At 63.5% G+C, this 16369-nt stretch carries 13 protein-coding genes; 8 read left to right on the top strand and 5 right to left on the bottom strand.

Going from position 1 to position 16369, the window contains the following annotated elements; all coding sequences use genetic code 11:
- Positions 1 to 23 precede the first annotated feature (23 nt).
- The gene (locus SSA02_RS04040) at positions 24 to 440 is read left to right on the top strand and encodes a secondary thiamine-phosphate synthase enzyme YjbQ (protein WP_147092575.1); all 417 of its coding nucleotides are present in this window, start codon (positions 24 to 26) and stop codon (positions 438 to 440) included.
- A 67-nt stretch (positions 441 to 507) separates the two neighbouring features.
- Here the strand turns inward: SSA02_RS04040 and SSA02_RS04035 are convergent, their stop codons facing one another.
- Genes SSA02_RS04035 through SSA02_RS04025 form a run of 3 tightly spaced genes read right to left on the bottom strand, consistent with a single transcriptional unit; the run spans position 508 to position 3331 of the window.
- A complete protein-coding gene (locus SSA02_RS04035) occupies positions 508 to 1326 on the bottom strand; it encodes a ribonuclease T2 family protein (protein ID WP_147092574.1) in 819 nt (272 codons plus the stop codon).
- A complete protein-coding gene (gene fghA, locus SSA02_RS04030) occupies positions 1323 to 2168 on the bottom strand; it encodes an S-formylglutathione hydrolase (RefSeq protein ID WP_246103620.1) in 846 nt (281 codons plus the stop codon). Before fghA ends, SSA02_RS04035 begins: the two co-directional genes overlap by 4 nt.
- A gap of 41 nt (positions 2169 to 2209) precedes the next feature.
- Positions 2210 to 3331 (bottom strand): S-(hydroxymethyl)glutathione dehydrogenase/class III alcohol dehydrogenase, encoded by a 1122-nt coding sequence (locus SSA02_RS04025; RefSeq protein ID WP_147092572.1) that lies wholly within the window; start codon positions 3329 to 3331, stop codon positions 2210 to 2212.
- Between the two features lie 133 nt (positions 3332 to 3464).
- On the opposite strand from SSA02_RS04025, the gene SSA02_RS04020 reads away from it, so the two are divergent.
- The 6 genes from SSA02_RS04020 to SSA02_RS03995 all read left to right on the top strand — a co-directional run bounded on the left by SSA02_RS04020 (position 3465) and on the right by SSA02_RS03995 (position 8525).
- Entirely contained in the window at positions 3465 to 4340 is an 876-nt protein-coding gene (locus SSA02_RS04020) for a bestrophin family protein (protein ID WP_147092571.1), read from the top strand.
- 185 nt (positions 4341 to 4525) lie between these two features.
- Entirely contained in the window at positions 4526 to 5116 is a 591-nt protein-coding gene (locus SSA02_RS04015; RefSeq protein WP_147092570.1) for a CarD family transcriptional regulator, read from the top strand.
- A gap of 96 nt (positions 5117 to 5212) precedes the next feature.
- Complete coding sequence (locus SSA02_RS04010) at positions 5213 to 6013, top strand: glucose 1-dehydrogenase (protein ID WP_147092569.1); 801 nt, start codon at positions 5213 to 5215, stop codon at positions 6011 to 6013.
- Between the two features lie 20 nt (positions 6014 to 6033).
- Positions 6034 to 6396 carry a response regulator gene (locus SSA02_RS04005; RefSeq protein WP_147092568.1) on the top strand — a complete coding sequence of 121 codons (363 nt, stop codon included), beginning with the start codon at positions 6034 to 6036 and terminating at the stop codon, positions 6394 to 6396.
- Positions 6397 to 6408: 12 nt separating this feature from the next.
- Positions 6409 to 7887, top strand: a complete 1479-nt coding sequence (locus SSA02_RS04000; protein WP_147092567.1) for a tetratricopeptide repeat protein — start codon at positions 6409 to 6411, stop codon at positions 7885 to 7887.
- Positions 7884 to 8525 (top strand): nucleoside/nucleotide kinase family protein, encoded by a 642-nt coding sequence (locus tag SSA02_RS03995; protein ID WP_147092566.1) that lies wholly within the window; start codon positions 7884 to 7886, stop codon positions 8523 to 8525. Before SSA02_RS04000 ends, SSA02_RS03995 begins: the two co-directional genes overlap by 4 nt.
- On the opposite strand, the gene SSA02_RS03990 is transcribed toward SSA02_RS03995, so the two are convergent.
- Together SSA02_RS03990 and SSA02_RS03985 are read right to left on the bottom strand one after the other, a co-directional pair.
- Complete coding sequence (locus tag SSA02_RS03990; RefSeq protein WP_147092565.1) at positions 8522 to 12829, bottom strand: translocation/assembly module TamB domain-containing protein; 4308 nt, start codon at positions 12827 to 12829, stop codon at positions 8522 to 8524. The genes SSA02_RS03995 and SSA02_RS03990 overlap by 4 nt on opposite strands.
- A complete protein-coding gene (locus tag SSA02_RS03985; RefSeq protein WP_371859165.1) occupies positions 12829 to 15072 on the bottom strand; it encodes an autotransporter assembly complex protein TamA in 2244 nt (747 codons plus the stop codon). Before SSA02_RS03985 ends, SSA02_RS03990 begins: the two co-directional genes overlap by 1 nt.
- A gap of 215 nt (positions 15073 to 15287) precedes the next feature.
- Here SSA02_RS03985 and SSA02_RS03980 point away from each other — a divergent pair, with 215 nt between their 5' ends.
- Positions 15288 to 16250: a lysophospholipid acyltransferase family protein gene (locus SSA02_RS03980; protein WP_147092564.1), complete on the top strand. Its 963-nt coding sequence runs from the start codon at positions 15288 to 15290 to the stop codon at positions 16248 to 16250.
- Positions 16251 to 16369 lie beyond the last annotated feature (119 nt).

Raw genomic sequence — 16369 nt, 5'->3', positions numbered from 1 at the left:
AGGATTCGCGCGGAGAAACAACCATGCAGCAGGCTTTCCACCGACTGACGCTGAGAACGCGCGGCAAGGGGCTCACGACGATCACGGCGCCGGTCCTCGACTGGGTCGGAACGACAGGGATAGAGGATGGCTTGCTGACCCTGTGGTGTCGCCACAGCTCGGCCTCCCTCATCGTGCAGGAAAATGCCGACCCGACGGTACAGCGTGATATCGAGGATTATTTCGAGGACCTCGTGCCCGAGAGCCGGGTCTACCGACATGATTACGAAGGCCCGGACGACATGCCGGCCCATATCCGCACCGTTCTGACCCAGGTTCAGCTCAGCATTCCGGTCATGGGGGGCCGCCCCGTTCTCGGCACATGGCAGGGGCTCTATCTCTTCGAGCACCGACGCGCAGCTCATACGAGAGAGATCGTCCTGCATCTGATGGGGCAGTAGGAAACCCATCGGATGCGCCCCGCGCCGCGTGCCAAGCGCGCGGAGGAAGGCGCGACGGGTATCCGGATTACAGGTTCCCGTGCGGCAGGAGCGTCTCGGAGTTGACGGCCCCGGTCTTCTCCCATCGCTTGAGCCAGAATTGCGCAGGACAATTCCCCTGTTCGTGAGGCGCCTCGAGATAGCTTTCTCCGGCCGGGAAGGTATCGAGCCGGTCGGGCTTCAGCGTGAACCATAGCTGGGTAAGCGCGATGCGCCCCCGATCGTCCCTCTCGCAACGCAGTTGCAGCGCGCGCGCATGAGAAACCCCCGTTGCGTTGCGGAAGAAGCCGAGGAGCGCGTCCCGCTCGATCAGGGTGCCCTGCCGGGCGCGCAGATACGCTCCGACAGGCGAGCGGGCGAAGCGTAACCGCAGGGAAACCGCCTCGGCGAAGAACGGCCCCGGCCTGTAGCCGAAACAGGCGCCATGCTTGCCCCATTCGTGATCGACGAGAGACGACGCGCCTCCGGAGGGCGAAGCACGCGATGGCACGATATGAGGCACGATTTCGGAAAGCGTGGCCTGCATGGCAGAATCGAGAACGGGCGCGGTTTCCCTCTCTCCGAGCAGGGCGCAGCCATTCTGCCACCATTTCTCGACCGGAACGCCCCGAGCCTCGAGGCTGTGTGGTTCGGACGCCCATAATCCGTGAAGGCCGATGAGGGGCGTGTCCGGCTGGTCCGGCATGCATCCCTTGCCGGTCGTGCAAAATCCCGGCTGCCAGGTCAGGGCAAGGGTTTCATGCGAAAAATCGGTATTGCGCTGCGCCGTGAACGACGCATCGGGTTCCGGGCCGGTCGCACAGGAGGCTGTCGCCAGAACGGCGAGAGACAGAAAAAGCCGCTTCATGCGCGACCGCGCAGTATTCCGGCGTGATGCGCAACATGGTCGGCGATCACGGTCTGGATGAACCAGTAGGAATGATCGTAGCCGTCGTGATAGCGCAATGTCAGCGCCTGCCCGGCATCGGCTGCCGCCTGCTCGAGCAGGTCCGGTCGCAATTCCTGCGATAGAAACGTGTCGGACGTTCCCTGATCGATCAGGATTGCGGTCGGATGACGATGACCGGCGTTCAGGAGAGACACCGCATCCCAGCGGGACCATGCCTTCCGATCGGAACCGAGATAGGCGCTGAAGGCCTTTTCTCCCCAGGGAACCACCGAGGGATGAACGATTGGCGCAAGGGCGCTGACCGAGCGCCAGAGCCCGGCATTGCGTAGCGCGTGAACGAGCGCGCCATGCCCTCCCATGGAATGACCCATGATACCGAAGGCTCTCTCTCCCTTGCCGGAGGCCGGGCCGGAAGACAGGCCGGGCAGGACCTCCGGCGCCTCAGCGAGCAGCGCGGGCAGTTCTTCGGAGATGTAGCGGCCCATCCGGTAATGCGACGACCAGGGCGATCGGGTCGCATCGAGATAGAACCCTGCGCCCGTTCCCAGATCGTAGCTTTCATCCTCGCCCTCGATACCGGCCCCACGCGGCGATGTGTCGGGCGCGACCAGTATCAGCCCATGCGTCGCAGCGTGAGCGATGATCGTCGATTTCTGCAGGAACGTCTCATGGGTACAGGTGAGACCGGCGAGCAGGAAGAGAACGGGCGATGCCTCACCCTCGAGCGCCGCAGAGGGCAGAAATACCGAGAAACGCGCGGGAAGTCCGAGCGCGACCGAGTCGTGCTGGAAGACCCGCATCTCGCCGCCATGGCACCGATGCGTCTCGAGTACCGAAACGGTCACGAGTCGAACTCCACGACGGAGCGGATCGACTTGCCCTGGCTCATCAGGTCGAACCCGTGATTGATCTCGGAAAGCTTCAGATGCTGGGTGATGAGCGAATCGATATCGATCCGCCCTTCCATGTACATATCCACGATACGGGGCACGTCGGTACGGCCTCGCGCGCCGCCGAATGCCGAACCGATCCATTTCCGCCCGGTGACGAGCTGGAAGGGCCGCGTGCTGATCTCCTGTCCGGCCCCTGCGACGCCGATCACGCAGGAGACGCCCCAGCCACGATGGGCACATTCGAGCGCCTGCCTCATCAGCTTCACGTTGCCGACACATTCGAACGTGTAATCCGCCCCGCCACCGGTCAGCTCGATCAGATGTCCCACAAGATCGCCATCCGGGCCGAGATCCGAAGGATTGACGAAATCCGTCATACCGAAACCGCGCGCGATCTCCGCACGTTCGGGATTGAGATCGACACCGATGATCTGGCGGGCGCCGACCATGCGGGCGCCCTGGATCACGTTCAACCCGATGCCGCCGAGCCCGAACACGACGACGGTCGCATTGGCCTCGACCTGCGCCGTAAACAGAACGGCGCCTATCCCGGTCGTCACCCCGCAGCCGATATAGCAGATCTTGTCCAGCGGGGCGTCCTTGCGCACCTTGGCCAGAGCGATTTCCGGCATCACCGTGAAATTCGCGAAAGTCGAGCAGCCCATATAATGATGGACCGGCTTGCCCCTGTACGAAAAACGGGTCGTGCCATCGGGCATGAGCCCCTTCCCCTGTGTCGCGCGTATCGCCGTGCAGAGATTGGTCTTGCGTGAGAGGCAGGACGGGCAATTGCGGCATTCGGGCGTGTAGAGCGGAATGACGTGATCCCCCGGGACGAGACCGGTCACGCCCGGCCCGACCTCGCGGACGATCCCCGCACCTTCATGCCCCAGAATGGCGGGAAAGAGCCCCTCGGGATCCGCGCCGGAAAGCGTGAACTTGTCGGTGTGGCACAGTCCCGTCGCCTTGATCTCGACGAGAACCTCACCGGCACGCGGGCCTTCGAGCTGCACCGTGTCGATCTCGAGGGGGCGGCCCGCCTCGAGGGCCAGGGCGGCGATTACATCCATCGGTCTTCTCTCCATGTGCGGCGGAAATTCATGATAAGTCACATGACGATAACTGTTTTAACGCATCTTATCGCGGGCCTGCTCGCTATGATGCACGCTCGAACAGATCGAACAAGTGAAGGATCGGGACATCTTGATCGTCGATAAGAATTACGGCCTTTGGATCCTGTTACGCGAGACGGCCCTGCCGCTCGGTATCCTCGCCCTCTGGGACTTCGTCGTCGTTATCCTCTACCAGGTGTTTCATCAGGAATGGATGGAACAGCCCTCTCTGCCGATTTCTCTCATGGGATCTGCCCTGGCCCTGTTTCTGGGTGTCAGGAACAACGCCGCTTATGCCCGATGGTGGGAAGGTCGCAGTCTGTGGGGCCTGATCACCAATAACAGCCGGTCTTTCGCCCGTGAGGCGGCCACCCTGCTTGGAGGACGTCCCGATCTCGCCCGCGCGATGGCTGCCTATCCCTATCTTCTGCGTACGGCGCTTTCGGGCACGGAGCAGGGTCCGGATGCGAAGCGCCTTCTGAGCCCGGACATGTATGCGCGCGTCATGTCGCGCAACAACAAGCCCAACGCCCTGCTTTACGAAATCGGCCTCGGGGTTGCGGAAGAGGTGGCGATCAAGAATATCGACGGCGCCGTTCACGGTACGGTGGATCGTATCCTCTCCGATCTGGCGAACGCCCAGGGTGGGCTGGAGCGGATCAAGAATACCCCTCTCCCCGTCCAGTACTCCGTTCTGCCGCTGCTCGTCGTTCATCTTTTCTGCATCGTACTGCCCCTGTCCACGGTGCAGACTCTCGGCTGGATCACGCCTCTGGGCTCGAGCCTCGTCGGCTTTCTGTTCCAGGCTCTGGACAAGAGCGGTCGCGATCTGCAGGAGCCATTCGTTCCAAGCAAACATGCGCTGCCGATGCTCACCATGTCGCGCAATATCGAGATCGATCTTCTCCAGCCGATCGGCGATGCCGTCGGCGGTCCCATCCCGGCCAGCCGGGGCGTGCAGCCCTGAGACAGGGCAAAAGCGGGAAACGGAGCACCTGAGAAAGGGGCGCCAGAAAAGGGACGCCTGAAAAAGAAGGCGCCCTTGGGGGCGGTGCCCCGGAAGTCGGGTGCCGCCCGTCTGTGAACCCGCCCGTTATCGCACGATACGAGGAGGCGAGACAGATCGTGGTTTTTCTGCTATGACATCGCGTTATGAGCACGTTCAAAACCCCTCCCAAGGGAGGCATGACAGACGCGATGGCGCGTAGCGCCGCCGCGCTGACCGCAACACAGGCCGACTCTCATGCCGGAGATGACGATCCGTTCCAGGAAGGAGACTCGATCGTCTATGCGGCACATGGCGTCGGTCGGGTCGATCGCATCGGGGTTGACGAGATTGCCGGGACGAAGCTCGAGATCATCCAGATCTCTTTCCCCGGCAACCAGATGACCCTGCGGATACCGCTTTCGAAGGCGCGTAAATCGGGGCTGCGGAAGATCGTCACCCGCGATATCGTCGACAAGGCGATGTCGATCATCAAGGGAAAGCCGCATGTCAGCAAAGGCATGTGGGCACGCCGCGCCGTGGCCTATCAGGAGAAGATCAACTCCGGCGATCTGATCCAGATTGCCGAGGTTCTGCGCGACCTGCGCCGCAATGTCGACAGCCTCGATGGCAGCTTCAGCGAACGGAAGCTGTTCGAAGCGGCACAGGAACGTTTCGTGAGCGAGGTCGCCGTTCTCGAGAACAAGGACCCCACGGCGGTTCTCCAGACCCTGACCGAGACGATGAAATCCGTCTGAGCCTCGACGCATCCTTTCATCACGCGCGGCGTTCTGCGTTCTGACTTCCTTTTCCTGCCCGGCAGGAAAAACAGACAGGCACAAGGAGCGCAGCGCGTGACGGAACGGAATACGCAGAGATTCGCCAACAGGAAAATCCTGATCACCGGGGCCTCCCAGGGGATCGGCGAAGATGCCGCGATGCATTTTGCGCGCGAGGGCGCCCAGGTCGCGATCAACGGCCGCAAGGCGGAAAAGCTGCGCCCCCTCCTCGAGAAGCTTCCGCAACCGGCGCAGGGCAAGCACCTCATCGTCGCGGGCGATATGTCGGTCGAGGAAGATGTCGATCGGGTCATGAAGGAGACGCTCGAGGGCTTTCAGGGGCTCGACGTTCTCATCTGCAATGCCGGCATGCAGATCGAATGCCCGTCCGAAGACATAACCCTCAAGGATTTCAACGCCGTGATGGCGGTGAACGTGACCGGCGTCGTGCTCTGTGCCCGAGCCGCTCTTAGATACTGGCGCGACAACGATCAGCCGGGCAACATCATCGTCAACAGCTCCGTCCATCAGCAGATCCCCAAGCCGCATTATCTCGGCTACTCCGCGAGCAAGGGCGCAGTCGGCAATATCGTCCGCACGCTGGCACTCGAATATGCCCGGTACAATATCCGCGTGAATGCGGTGGCACCCGGCGCGATCGTCACCCCGATCAACGATTCCTGGGTCAAGGACCCGGAGAAATACGAGGCGACCGCAAAGCATATTCCAATGAAGCGGCCGGGAGAGTGCCGGGAGATCTCCGATGCCATGGCCTTCCTTGCCTCCGGAGAATCGAGTTATATTACGGGGCAGACCCTTTTCGTCGATGGCGGCCTGACGCTTTATGCCGATTTCGAGGAGAACTGGTCGTCCTGAAATGATCGAGACCCGCGCCCATGCCTTCCTCTCCAACCGTTCTCATCGTCGAGGATGACTTCCTGATACGCTCCTGCCTCATCGAATATCTCGAGGAGAGCGACGTCACGGTCCTTGAAGCGGAGAACTGCGCGACGGCGCGGGATCTGATACGGAATACACCAACTCTGGACGTCCTGATCATGGACGTCTCCCTTCCCGATGGCAGCGGTACGGAGCTGGGGCAGGAAAGCCGGGCGCTGCGTCCCGAATTGCCGATAATCTACACCACGGGCCACGGTCTGGACCTCTCCTGCGCGACGCGGTTCGACCGTGTCATGAGCAAGCCCTACCAGCTCGACGCCATACTGAGCATGGTGCAGGAACTCGCCCCGACGCATTAGGGTCCCGGCATCATGTGCTCTGCAGACAGCAAGCCCGATCTTCTCGTGACCCTGTTCACTCAGGGTGCGCTCGCAGCATGCCGGGAAGAGGCGATGCGGCGCCTTTCCACCGGCAACGCGACGGGCCCCCACCCGCTCGATCCCCTCCTTCCCGTAGCCGAACAGCTCAACCGCAGAGACGATCTGATCGGTCTGGTTATCGCCTGTCAGGAGGAACATCCGGAGGATTGCCGCCTCCTCGAGCTGTCGGCCACGCTCCATATGCAGACAGGCGCCTTCGATGAAGCCGGGCGCGCCATAGACGCGGCACTTGCACGACGCCCCGCTCACCTCCCTGCCCTTGCCATTCAGGCGCGGCTTCTTACCCAGGCGGGTCGCCTCGACGAGGCGCTGCGGGTGCTGGAGCGTATCCAGGAGCTCAATCCCGACAATCCGAGCAATCTCTCCAACATCGCCTATCTGCGTATCGCCCTGGGCGATGTCGATGAGGCGCTCAATCTCTATCGCCAGTCGATCCTGCGCCAGCCCAACCATCCGCAGATGCGGCTCAATTATTCGATCGCCCTTCTCAAGGCCGGATATTTCCAGCAGGGCTGGGCGGAGCATGAGTGGCGGTTCAGATTGCCGGGCCATACCACCCTGCCGATGAATCGCCTTCTCCCCAACATCACCCCACGTCTCGACCTGCAGGGACGGCAGGTTCTCGTGACGCAGGAGGAGGGTTTCGGCGATACGTTGATGTATCTGCGCTATCTGCCGCTGCTCGCCGCGCGCGGCGCCATCATCCGCGTCTGGGGGGCGGAAAACATGGCGACGCTCTGCGCGCGGGTCGAGGGCGTGCATCATGTACAGGTCGGTGGCGAGACACCCTCCTATGACTATCACTGCCCCTTCATCAGCCTGCCGCGCGCATTCTCGGCCACCGCGCATCCTTTCGGCGTCCCGGTACCCTATGTCCGGGCCGACCCGGACGGGATATCGCGCTTCGCCGCGCTCATGCCCGAAGACGGACGCCTCAGGGTCGGCCTTGTCTGGTCCGGCGCGCCGAGACCGGATCAGAGCGACGCATGGATGCTCGATCAGCGCCGCTCGATGAAGCTCGAGGCGCTCGCGCCGCTTCTCGATCTCGACCGGACCACCTTCTACAGCCTCCAGATCGGCGAGGCCGCGCGGCAGCGTCTCGCCTATGCCGGACGCATCGTCGATCTGACGGACAGGATCGGTACGATGGACGATACCGCAGCCCTCGTCGCCAATCTCGATATCGTGGTGTCCGTCGACACGGCAATGGTGCATCTCGCAGGTGCCATGGGCAAGCCCGTCATCCTCATGGATCGGGTCAATCCCTGCTGGCGCTGGATGAGCGACAGAACCGACAGCCCCTGGTATCCGACGCTCCGGATCATCCGGCAGAGCCGCGCATGGCAGTGGGAGGACGTGGTCGCGCAGGTCCGGACCCGGCTCGAGCAATTCAGGAGAAATGCCTCATGACGGACGACCGCAACGCGATACATGACAGACTGGCCACGCTTCTCGGTCGAACGAAACGCATTGTTCTCGGTCTCGTCGGTGCGCCCGGAAGCGGAAAATCGACCCTGGCGGCCGATCTGGCCGGGCATTACGGAGAGAGGGCCGTCGTCATACCCATGGACGGCTTTCATCTTGCCGAATGCGAGCTGCGACGCCTCGGGCGTGCCGGACGCAAGGGCGCTCCGGATACGTTCGACGCATCGGGTTTCATCGCGCTCCTCGCGCGTGTCCGGCATCAGAAGGACGACATCGTCTATGCACCGGTGTTCAGACGCGAGATCGAGGAACCGATCGCAAATGCGATCCCCGTCCTCCTGCATCATGAGCTGGTCATCGTCGAGGGAAATTATCTCCTCTTCGACGGTCCGTGGCAGGGCGTTCGCCCGCTTCTGGACGAAAGCTGGTTTCTGGCCACCGACGAGACCCGGCGCGATGCGTGGCTCATGGAGCGCCACATGCGCTTCGGTCGGAGCCGCGAAGCCGCACGGGAATGGATCGACAGGACGGATGCGCCGAACGCGGCGCGCATCCTTGCGACCCGCGACCGGGCGGACTGGATCTGCCCCGTTTACGAGGCCCAGCCCTTCCCCGACTGCTAGTAGTCGAAGCCGTAGCTCAGTCCGACGCTCGATCCCGGATCGTTTTCCGGGGTCGTGAACCCGGTCACCTGTCCGCCTGTTCCGACCGTGGTGTTGAGCTTGAGGCGCTTCGTGAGATCGACCTGGACCTGGGCCTGTGTGCCGGAGCCGCTCGTGGCCTGCTTCGCCCCGACATACACACCGCGCATGACATATTTGCCGGCCTCCAGGCTCGCACCGCCATTGTTCACGCCGCTCCCGCCGCCGACGGCAAGACGATCCAGACCGAGGAGCCCCCTCACCTTGCCGAGCGGGTCGAAACTGGACACACCGCTGATCTGCGCGACCGCCGTGGCGAGTTCGGCCAGCTGCGTCGTCGAGAGAGACGCCGTCGAACTGCCGAAAAGCAGCATGGACAGGACCTGATCGCGCGGGAGAGACGGCACCGAGGTGAAATCGATCCTGGGCTCGCTCGCATAGCCTCCCACCACGAGGCTGGCCAGCGTTCCCTGCACGTTGCGATCCGCCCTGAAATCGAGAGACGGATCGAGCTTGTGATTGACTCCCGACCCGTCGAACGCGACGCGCCCCTTGGTGAAATTGAGATTGACACCGGCGAGGTTGAAGAAGCCCCGTCGCAGATCGAACCCACCCGAGATATCGGGCGAGGTGCTCAGCCCGCCGACATGCAGCCTGCCCGACATTTCCGCATCCAGACCGTGACCGCGCACGAAGAACGAGCCCGGCGAGACGACATTCACATCGAGGCCGACCACAAGAGCGGGACCGCTCCGCTCACGCTTCTGCCCCGGACGCACCACGTCGAGCTGCGGCACCGAGGCGGGCATCGAGTTCGGGATATTGATCACGACCGAAGGCAGCCGGATGGTGCCATCCACATCGAGACGGGTGGAGAGCTGGCCGTGCGCCCTCAGATCCATATCGATCACCGCCGTCAGCAGATCGCTCGTGACAGGCTGCGCCTTGTTCGCCGTGATATGAAGATCGATCGGCAGACCCGGACGCAGGGCACCGACAGATCCGGCGAGCCCGATCGTTCCCTTGCCGGCATGGGCCAGAACGTTCTGGAGCGTGAAACTGTCGTTCGATGCCACGATCGTCCCGTTGATATCGCTCAGCCTGACACCCTGACCGTAATGGGTAAAATCGATTCCGCTCAGCTGGATGCGCCCGCTGGCCTGAGGCGCCTTCAGCGTCCCGGTCACGGTCAGGTCGAGATCGGTTCTCCCGTCCAGCGCCATTCCCTGCGCCCCGAGAACGGGGTTGGCGACCGCAAGATCGACCCCTCCCTTGACTCCGAGCGCCATCGCTCCTGTCGGATCGACCGGAACCCGGCCGTTGACCCGAAGGGCGATCTGCCTGCCCGCATCGGCACGGACGTCCACACGCGCCGCATCTCCTGTCAGCGTCGCATCGGCCTTCATCGCGAGCGGAGGCAGCGAGGCGGCAGGACCCGTGCGCATCTGTATTCCCTGCATGACGAGAGAGGCATGGCCCGAGGGACGCGACAGGGTTCCAGTCAGATCGGCCTGCGCGCCCAGCGTGCCGGTCGCATCCAGTGAGGGCATGAACGGCCGGGCAAGCGCTGGCGTCACCTGGGCCAGCCGCATGTGAAGATCGAGACGGGGTTTGATCGATCCGGCCAGATCGAGACTGGCCGGACTGACGCCTCGGGGGGCAACGGTCAGACGCAGGCGATCGACGCCCATTTCATCGCCGAAGGCGATCCTGCTGGGACCGGAAAGATGCAGCGTCTCGCCCTTGACCAGAGCCTCCAGACGATCGAGCCGTACCCGGCGCTCCGGAAGATCGAGGACGAGCGCCGTGGCAAGCGAGGCGGGCGCCCCCATGACATTGCGGAATGCGCTATCGAGCGTCAGGGAGAGGGCATCGAGCGTTCCCTTCGCTCCGAGGCGGGCCCGCCCCGTCATGCCCTGCGCCTCGATCCCGTCGAGCGCGAGCCTGAGATCGAGATCGGGCCGCTCGATGGGATCGCCGACCGTTCCGCCCAGATCGAGCGCCCCGAGTCTGGCCTGATCCGTCCGGATCGCTCCCTTGAGCGCGAGCGTCACCACCGGCGGATGCGCCGCGTCGCTCTCGCTCGTCCGTATATCGAGGGCCACGTGACCGCCGAGCCTCTGCCCGAGCAGCGCGCTGAAATCGGCCAGATTCATCGCCTTGAGGGAGAGATCTCCGAGAGGAAGCTTCGCCCCGTCCGGCAGCCTGAGATGCCCCTTCCCCTTCACGCTCGCCCAATCCAGGGTTCCGAGTTCCAGATCGGCGCTTTTATCCTCATGCCGTGCGAAAGACGCGTCGAGCGCAAGCGTATGTGCATCGAGCATACCATGCGCCTTGATCGTTCCCTCCGGCGTCGACGGCAGGTGATGCGCCACGATCCCGAGAGAAAGCGGCCCTTTCGGAACGCCATGAGCGCCGATCTTTCCATCGAGATCGATCAGGGCGGAAAAATCGTCGAACGGCCCTTCGACATGGGCCTTGAGGGTCGCCTCTCCGTGAAGCTGCGCGGCAGCACGCTCCAGTTCGGGAAGCGAGACGCTCAGATCGTTCACGACCTGCGGCTTGTCCCCGAGACTGACCTCTCCGTGATCGCGCAGGTGAATCGCCTTTCCGTCGATCTCGAGCGTATCGATATGGACGCGGTTTCCACCTTTCGGGAGAGGCTCCGCCCTGGCCTCGAGCCGGATCGCGCCCTCATTCCCGATCAGGGCGCTCGCCTGTTTCATCCCGCCGGTCACGGCGAGACGGTCGGTCAGGACGAGGCTGGACATGCCCTGCTTGCGATAGGTGAAGTCGGCATGGGTAACGCTATGGCCGACGAGATCGAGGCCGCCGACCGAAGCGAGGGGCGCCAGCTCGGGAAGAATCAGATCGAGCGCGCCCCGGATGTCGGGTTCGAGCGTTGCGCGACCCGAGAGCTGGAGCAGCGGGTGCGCCACCGCAAGTGTAACGGGCCGACCGGGCGCGCTCGGCTCGGCGGAGATACGCGCGGTCAGCGGAGCCCGGGCGAGAAGTGCGGGAGGAACGCCGGGAATCCGGAGTCCATCCGCCCTGAGCGCCACAGCGATACGATCGGCGCTTGCGGTGTCGTTCCGGCGTGATCCTACGGTCGGCCTTGGGTTTTCACCGCGCTCATGCGGCGCGTCCGTCTGCGGTCCGGAAGCCGTATCTCCCGCTTTTCCAGCCGCGCCGCCCTTGCTTCCATCGAAGCTGACGGCGAGGTGATTGAGACCTGCCCCGCCAGCGCTGAGCGTATCGAGATCGAGCGTTCCGTTTCCGGTCGGTGCCAGAAGATTGCCGTCGAGTTCGGCAGCGAGTGCCAGTCTGGACCAGGCGACGCCCGGAACGGGGGTCATGGCGGGGCTCGAGGCGGAAAGCGAGAGATGGCCCCGATGGGCGAGCAGATCGGCCTGGCCACGGAGTCCCGCTTTCAGAGCACCGGCCTGTGCGGAGAGCGCGATCCTGCTCGCGTGGACGGGGCCGTTCAGATCGAGAGATACCGCAAGCGGTGCGAGCGCCGGAAGCCCGGCAAGCTGGGTCATGATCCCGTCTTTACCGTCATTGATCGCAAGATGCAGATCCGCCCGGTCACGCGGGGTCGCGAGCGCGAGCGAGACGCTTCCCGGGCGGTCGAGCCGCCTGAGGTCGAGACCGATATCCGCCACAGGCAGATGCGCCAGGGTGATTCCGTCGAGCACCCGGGCGAGATCCCCCAGAGAGAGATGCCCGTAGAGCATGGCGCTGAGGGGAAAGCCTGCGAGCGCCTTGCCGATATCGATATTCCCGACCCTGACCGCATCCAGCCTGATCGCGAGATGCAGCCCGGACGGCCCGGATGCTGGCTCGGGAGGCGAAGCGGGCGCCGGATCGGAGACGGGCAGCCGGTCGAAACGGAGCGAATCGACCTCGAGAACCGATGCATGAACCGACAAATGGATCAGGGCGAGCGGAGACCAGTGCAGATGCAGGCCTTCGATCGTGAGATAGGTCCCGATACGATCCTGAATCGCGAGATGCCGGATTCTCAGATTATAGGGAAACGCCCCCTTCAGACCCTCGATATGCACCATATCTCCGGTCAGGGAAGCCACTTCCCGCTCGATCGTCTTCTGGCCGTAGGGAATATTGGCGAAGACCAGCAGGCCCGCGACGGCGATCAGAGCGAGGCCGAGCGGAAGCACCACGACGAGTCCTGCAACCCATTTGAGAATGCGCCTCAGACGACGGGGCCGCGGGGAAGCCTGATCCGCATTGTCCGAAGGGGTCCGTTTCGGAAGGAGGGCCATCAGAATGTCTCTCCGAGACCGATATAGAGTTCCCACTTGTCACCATGGGGAGGACGATTGGCCGGCAAGGCAATATCCACACGGACCGGGCCGATCGGCGTATAATAGCGCAGGCCTGCGCCATAGCCGACACGCACCGTTCCCTGGAAGGGACGGCTTCCCATACCGACCTGCCCCGCATCGACAAAAGCGGCGGCACCGAAGCTCTTGAGAAAACGCTGGCGGAACTCGACCGATCCGGCATCGAGCGACGTTCCGCCGATCCCGTATTTTCCGTTTTGCGGCCCCACACCCTGATAACGGAAACCGCGCACCGTCGCGGGTCCGCCTGCATAAAGACGCTGGTCGGGTGGAATCTGATAGGTCGATGCGCCCTGCACCGATCCGACGATGCCGCGCACGGCAAGAACGGATCGCCCGGGCGCGCTCAGGCCGAGACGGTGGAAGTCGAAATAGGTCGAGGCACCCGCGCTCATGATGGTGAAAAAGGTCGTCCCGCTTTCGAGAGAAACGGAAGGGGTTATATTCACATGCGCGCGGACGCCATGGGTCGCAGGGTCGATCGGGTTCGACAATTCGGTACTGTCGAAATTGGCGCCGAGCGGCGCCTGCACGATCAGATAATCGGTCGAAACGCCGAACTGGCGTATCTTTTCCTGCTCCGCCAGAAGACTGCCCGACACGCTCCAGTATTTGTTGAGACGACGGACCAGTCCGCCCCGGATGAGCAAGGCGGTCTGATGGTAGGAATAGAGAAGCTGCCTGATCCCTTCGACCCGGAGACTGAGATTCTGGTTCCGTCTCAGGAAATCCGGCTTCAGGAAATCGGCATACACATCGTAACCGAGCCCCTGTTGTGCAGAGCCCCCGAGCCCCGTGACGAGCGCCGTGAGCTTGAGCTGCTCGGCTCCACCGAGCAGGTTCCGGTGAGTCCAGCTCGCACCGGCCCGCCCGCCGAGATCGGTCGAGTATCCCACCTGACCCGATACGGTATGCCGCTTCGCCTCCTTGAGCGTGAACCGGAGCGGCATGGCCCGGGTGACGCCGGGTGTCCCCTCTCCCTTCGCAATCGCGACCAGAGGCGGCGCATCGTGCACACCGACAGACGAGAAGATCCCGACCGCCGCCAGATCCTGCCGGGCATCCTCGATTTTGCTCGGCTGGTAAAGCTCCCCTTCATGCAGTTGCAGACGCTTGCGCAGGAAGGAAAGTCGCGTCCGTTCCTGCCCGTCGAAACTGATGGGACCGATATCGACCACCGGCCCCATACCGACCGGAAATTCGAGATCGAGCGTATGGGTGGCAGGGCGCAGATAGGCGACAGGCGCCCCGACCTGGGCCTGGGCGTGCCCCTCTTCCTGCAATGCCGTCTGCAACGCGCCCTGAGCCGCCAGCACATCGGCTGCGATCGCATCCTGACCCGGTTTCAGACCGAAGGCCTTCCGCTCGGTCGTGTTCAGATGGATTTCGGGCGTCGCGACGCCTGCAGCCTTGCTCCCGCGAGGCCCCGCCGGAGCCGTACCGCCGGATACGGACGACCCGGCGCGCGTCGAGCCCGGAGCATTCCGGTTACGACCCGACCCGGCGGGAGGAGAACTGGCCGAAGAAGAGCTGGCAGGAGAAGAGCTTTCGGCGCCCCCCCCTGCCGGTGAGGAGGAGCTCGCCTCTCCCGCGAGGGGGCCTTCGACCAGCCTTATCGCGCCGAGATGAAATCGCGGACCGGTCTTCGTCGCGATCGTGATCGTCAGTGGCTTTCCGTCCTTGCGCGCAGCAAGGCGATCCGGCAGCCGGGGATCGCGGCCGTCGATCTTCTGCCCATCGGGGAAACGAACCGTGATCGTCACGGTGCCATCGTAATAGCCCAGGCTCTCGAGCGCGGTTCTGACCCGGTCGTAATCGCCACGGATACGCCCTGCGAGGGCATAGGGATCGACGGCCTTCGTCTTCTGCAGGGAGACGAGCGTCGAAGCCGCTCTGATCATGGAGTCCAGAGACCCGTCCGTGCTCGGCGCGATATCGACATGATAATTGTCTTCGCCGCTCTTCCCGTCATGGGGCGGATTTTTCCCGGCGGCAGGATGCGACCCGCCCCCCTCTGCGGCGAGAGCGGAAGAGGAAAACGGTATGGTATCGACGGCCAGCGCAGCAAGCAGGAAGCACCCGGCGCGCCCGCGCGACATACGGGGCAGGGACCGGACTTTCATGAGCAGATGACGCGCGGAAACGTGGTAAAGCGACAGCAAAGGGGCTCCTGCTGTGGTGTTTGACTCTTGCATCCCTTGAACGGAAACCGTGTCCGGATCATGTCACGGGTGACCTGGCATGAAAAGGCGTAGGGCGCAGTCAATCGTCCCTGCCTCCGCGCTGCGTGTTTTACCGGTAACGATCTGTGGCCAATACGAAATGATCCCCCGCTGGCTGTTGTCGATGACGGCAATTCTGCGTTAGGGACAATGTAATGACAGACGCGATAACGCGCCGCCGTCCCGTGAGTGACGCGTCCGGCACCGATCCCTGGACTACCCCGCTCGAGCCTGCGCTGGGTAGCCAAACCGTGCGCACGCTGCGCGCCGTGCGGCGTATTTTCCTGTCATGTCTCTGGACTTTGCTCGCAAGCATACCCCAGCGCATACTTCTCAGACGCAGAGGCGCCGCAAAGATCGTCTTCGCGCGTTTCTACTGGGCCACCATCTGTCGCATTCTCGGGCTGAAGGTCACCCTCATAGGCGAGCCGGCAGGGACGATACGCGACGGACAGGCCGTGAAGAACGGCGAGCGCCCCATCATCTTCGTGGCAAATCATTCCTCCTGGCTCGACATAGCGGTCACGGGCGGCGTGCTGCCCACGGTCTTCGTCGCGAAACAGCAGATCGCGGACTGGCCGATCATCGGCACGCTCGCACGCCTGGGACGGACGATCTTCGTCAGCCGTCAGCGCAACAATACGGGCCGTGAGCTCCAGGCGATGACGGATCGTCTGACGAATGGCGACAACCTCATCCTCTTTCCCGAGGGGACATCCACGGACGGCACGCATGTGCTGCCCTTCATGTCGTCGTTTTTTGCCGTGGCCAAACCGAGCCGTGTCGATCCCACCCTTCCCACCCCTCCATCGGTGCTCATCCAGCCCGTCTCCATCGTCTATGACCGTCTGGACGGTCTCCCTGTCGGACGCGCGCGGCGCACCGCGCTCGCCTGGTACGGCGATATGGAACTTGCTCCGCATATCTGGTCGGTCACGCAATGGCGCTCTCTGGGGGCGACCGTGATTCTGCATCCGCCTGTCGATCCGGCCGATTTTCCCGGACGCAAGGAGCTTTCGGGCGCGGTCCAGAAGATCGTGGCGGATGGTGTGGCCCGGCTGCATGTCCAGCCGCTCGGAGCCTCTCCTCCGGTTACGGCCCCGCAGCCTGTCCTCTGAGGCGCGTCCGGAGCAGGGATCCCCCCCCAAGGACCGGTTCTTGCGCGCAGAAACGTCCCGGGCACCAGCAACCCGGGCAGGAAAGACCCGAACGGGATGCATGAGACGGTTGCACATCC

The sequence above is a fragment of the Swaminathania salitolerans genome, from assembly GCF_007988945.1.
Lineage (GTDB): Bacteria > Pseudomonadota > Alphaproteobacteria > Acetobacterales > Acetobacteraceae > Swaminathania > Swaminathania salitolerans.
Note: the sequence above shows the minus strand (reverse complement) of the source record. Positions and strands in the feature narration are given on the sequence as shown.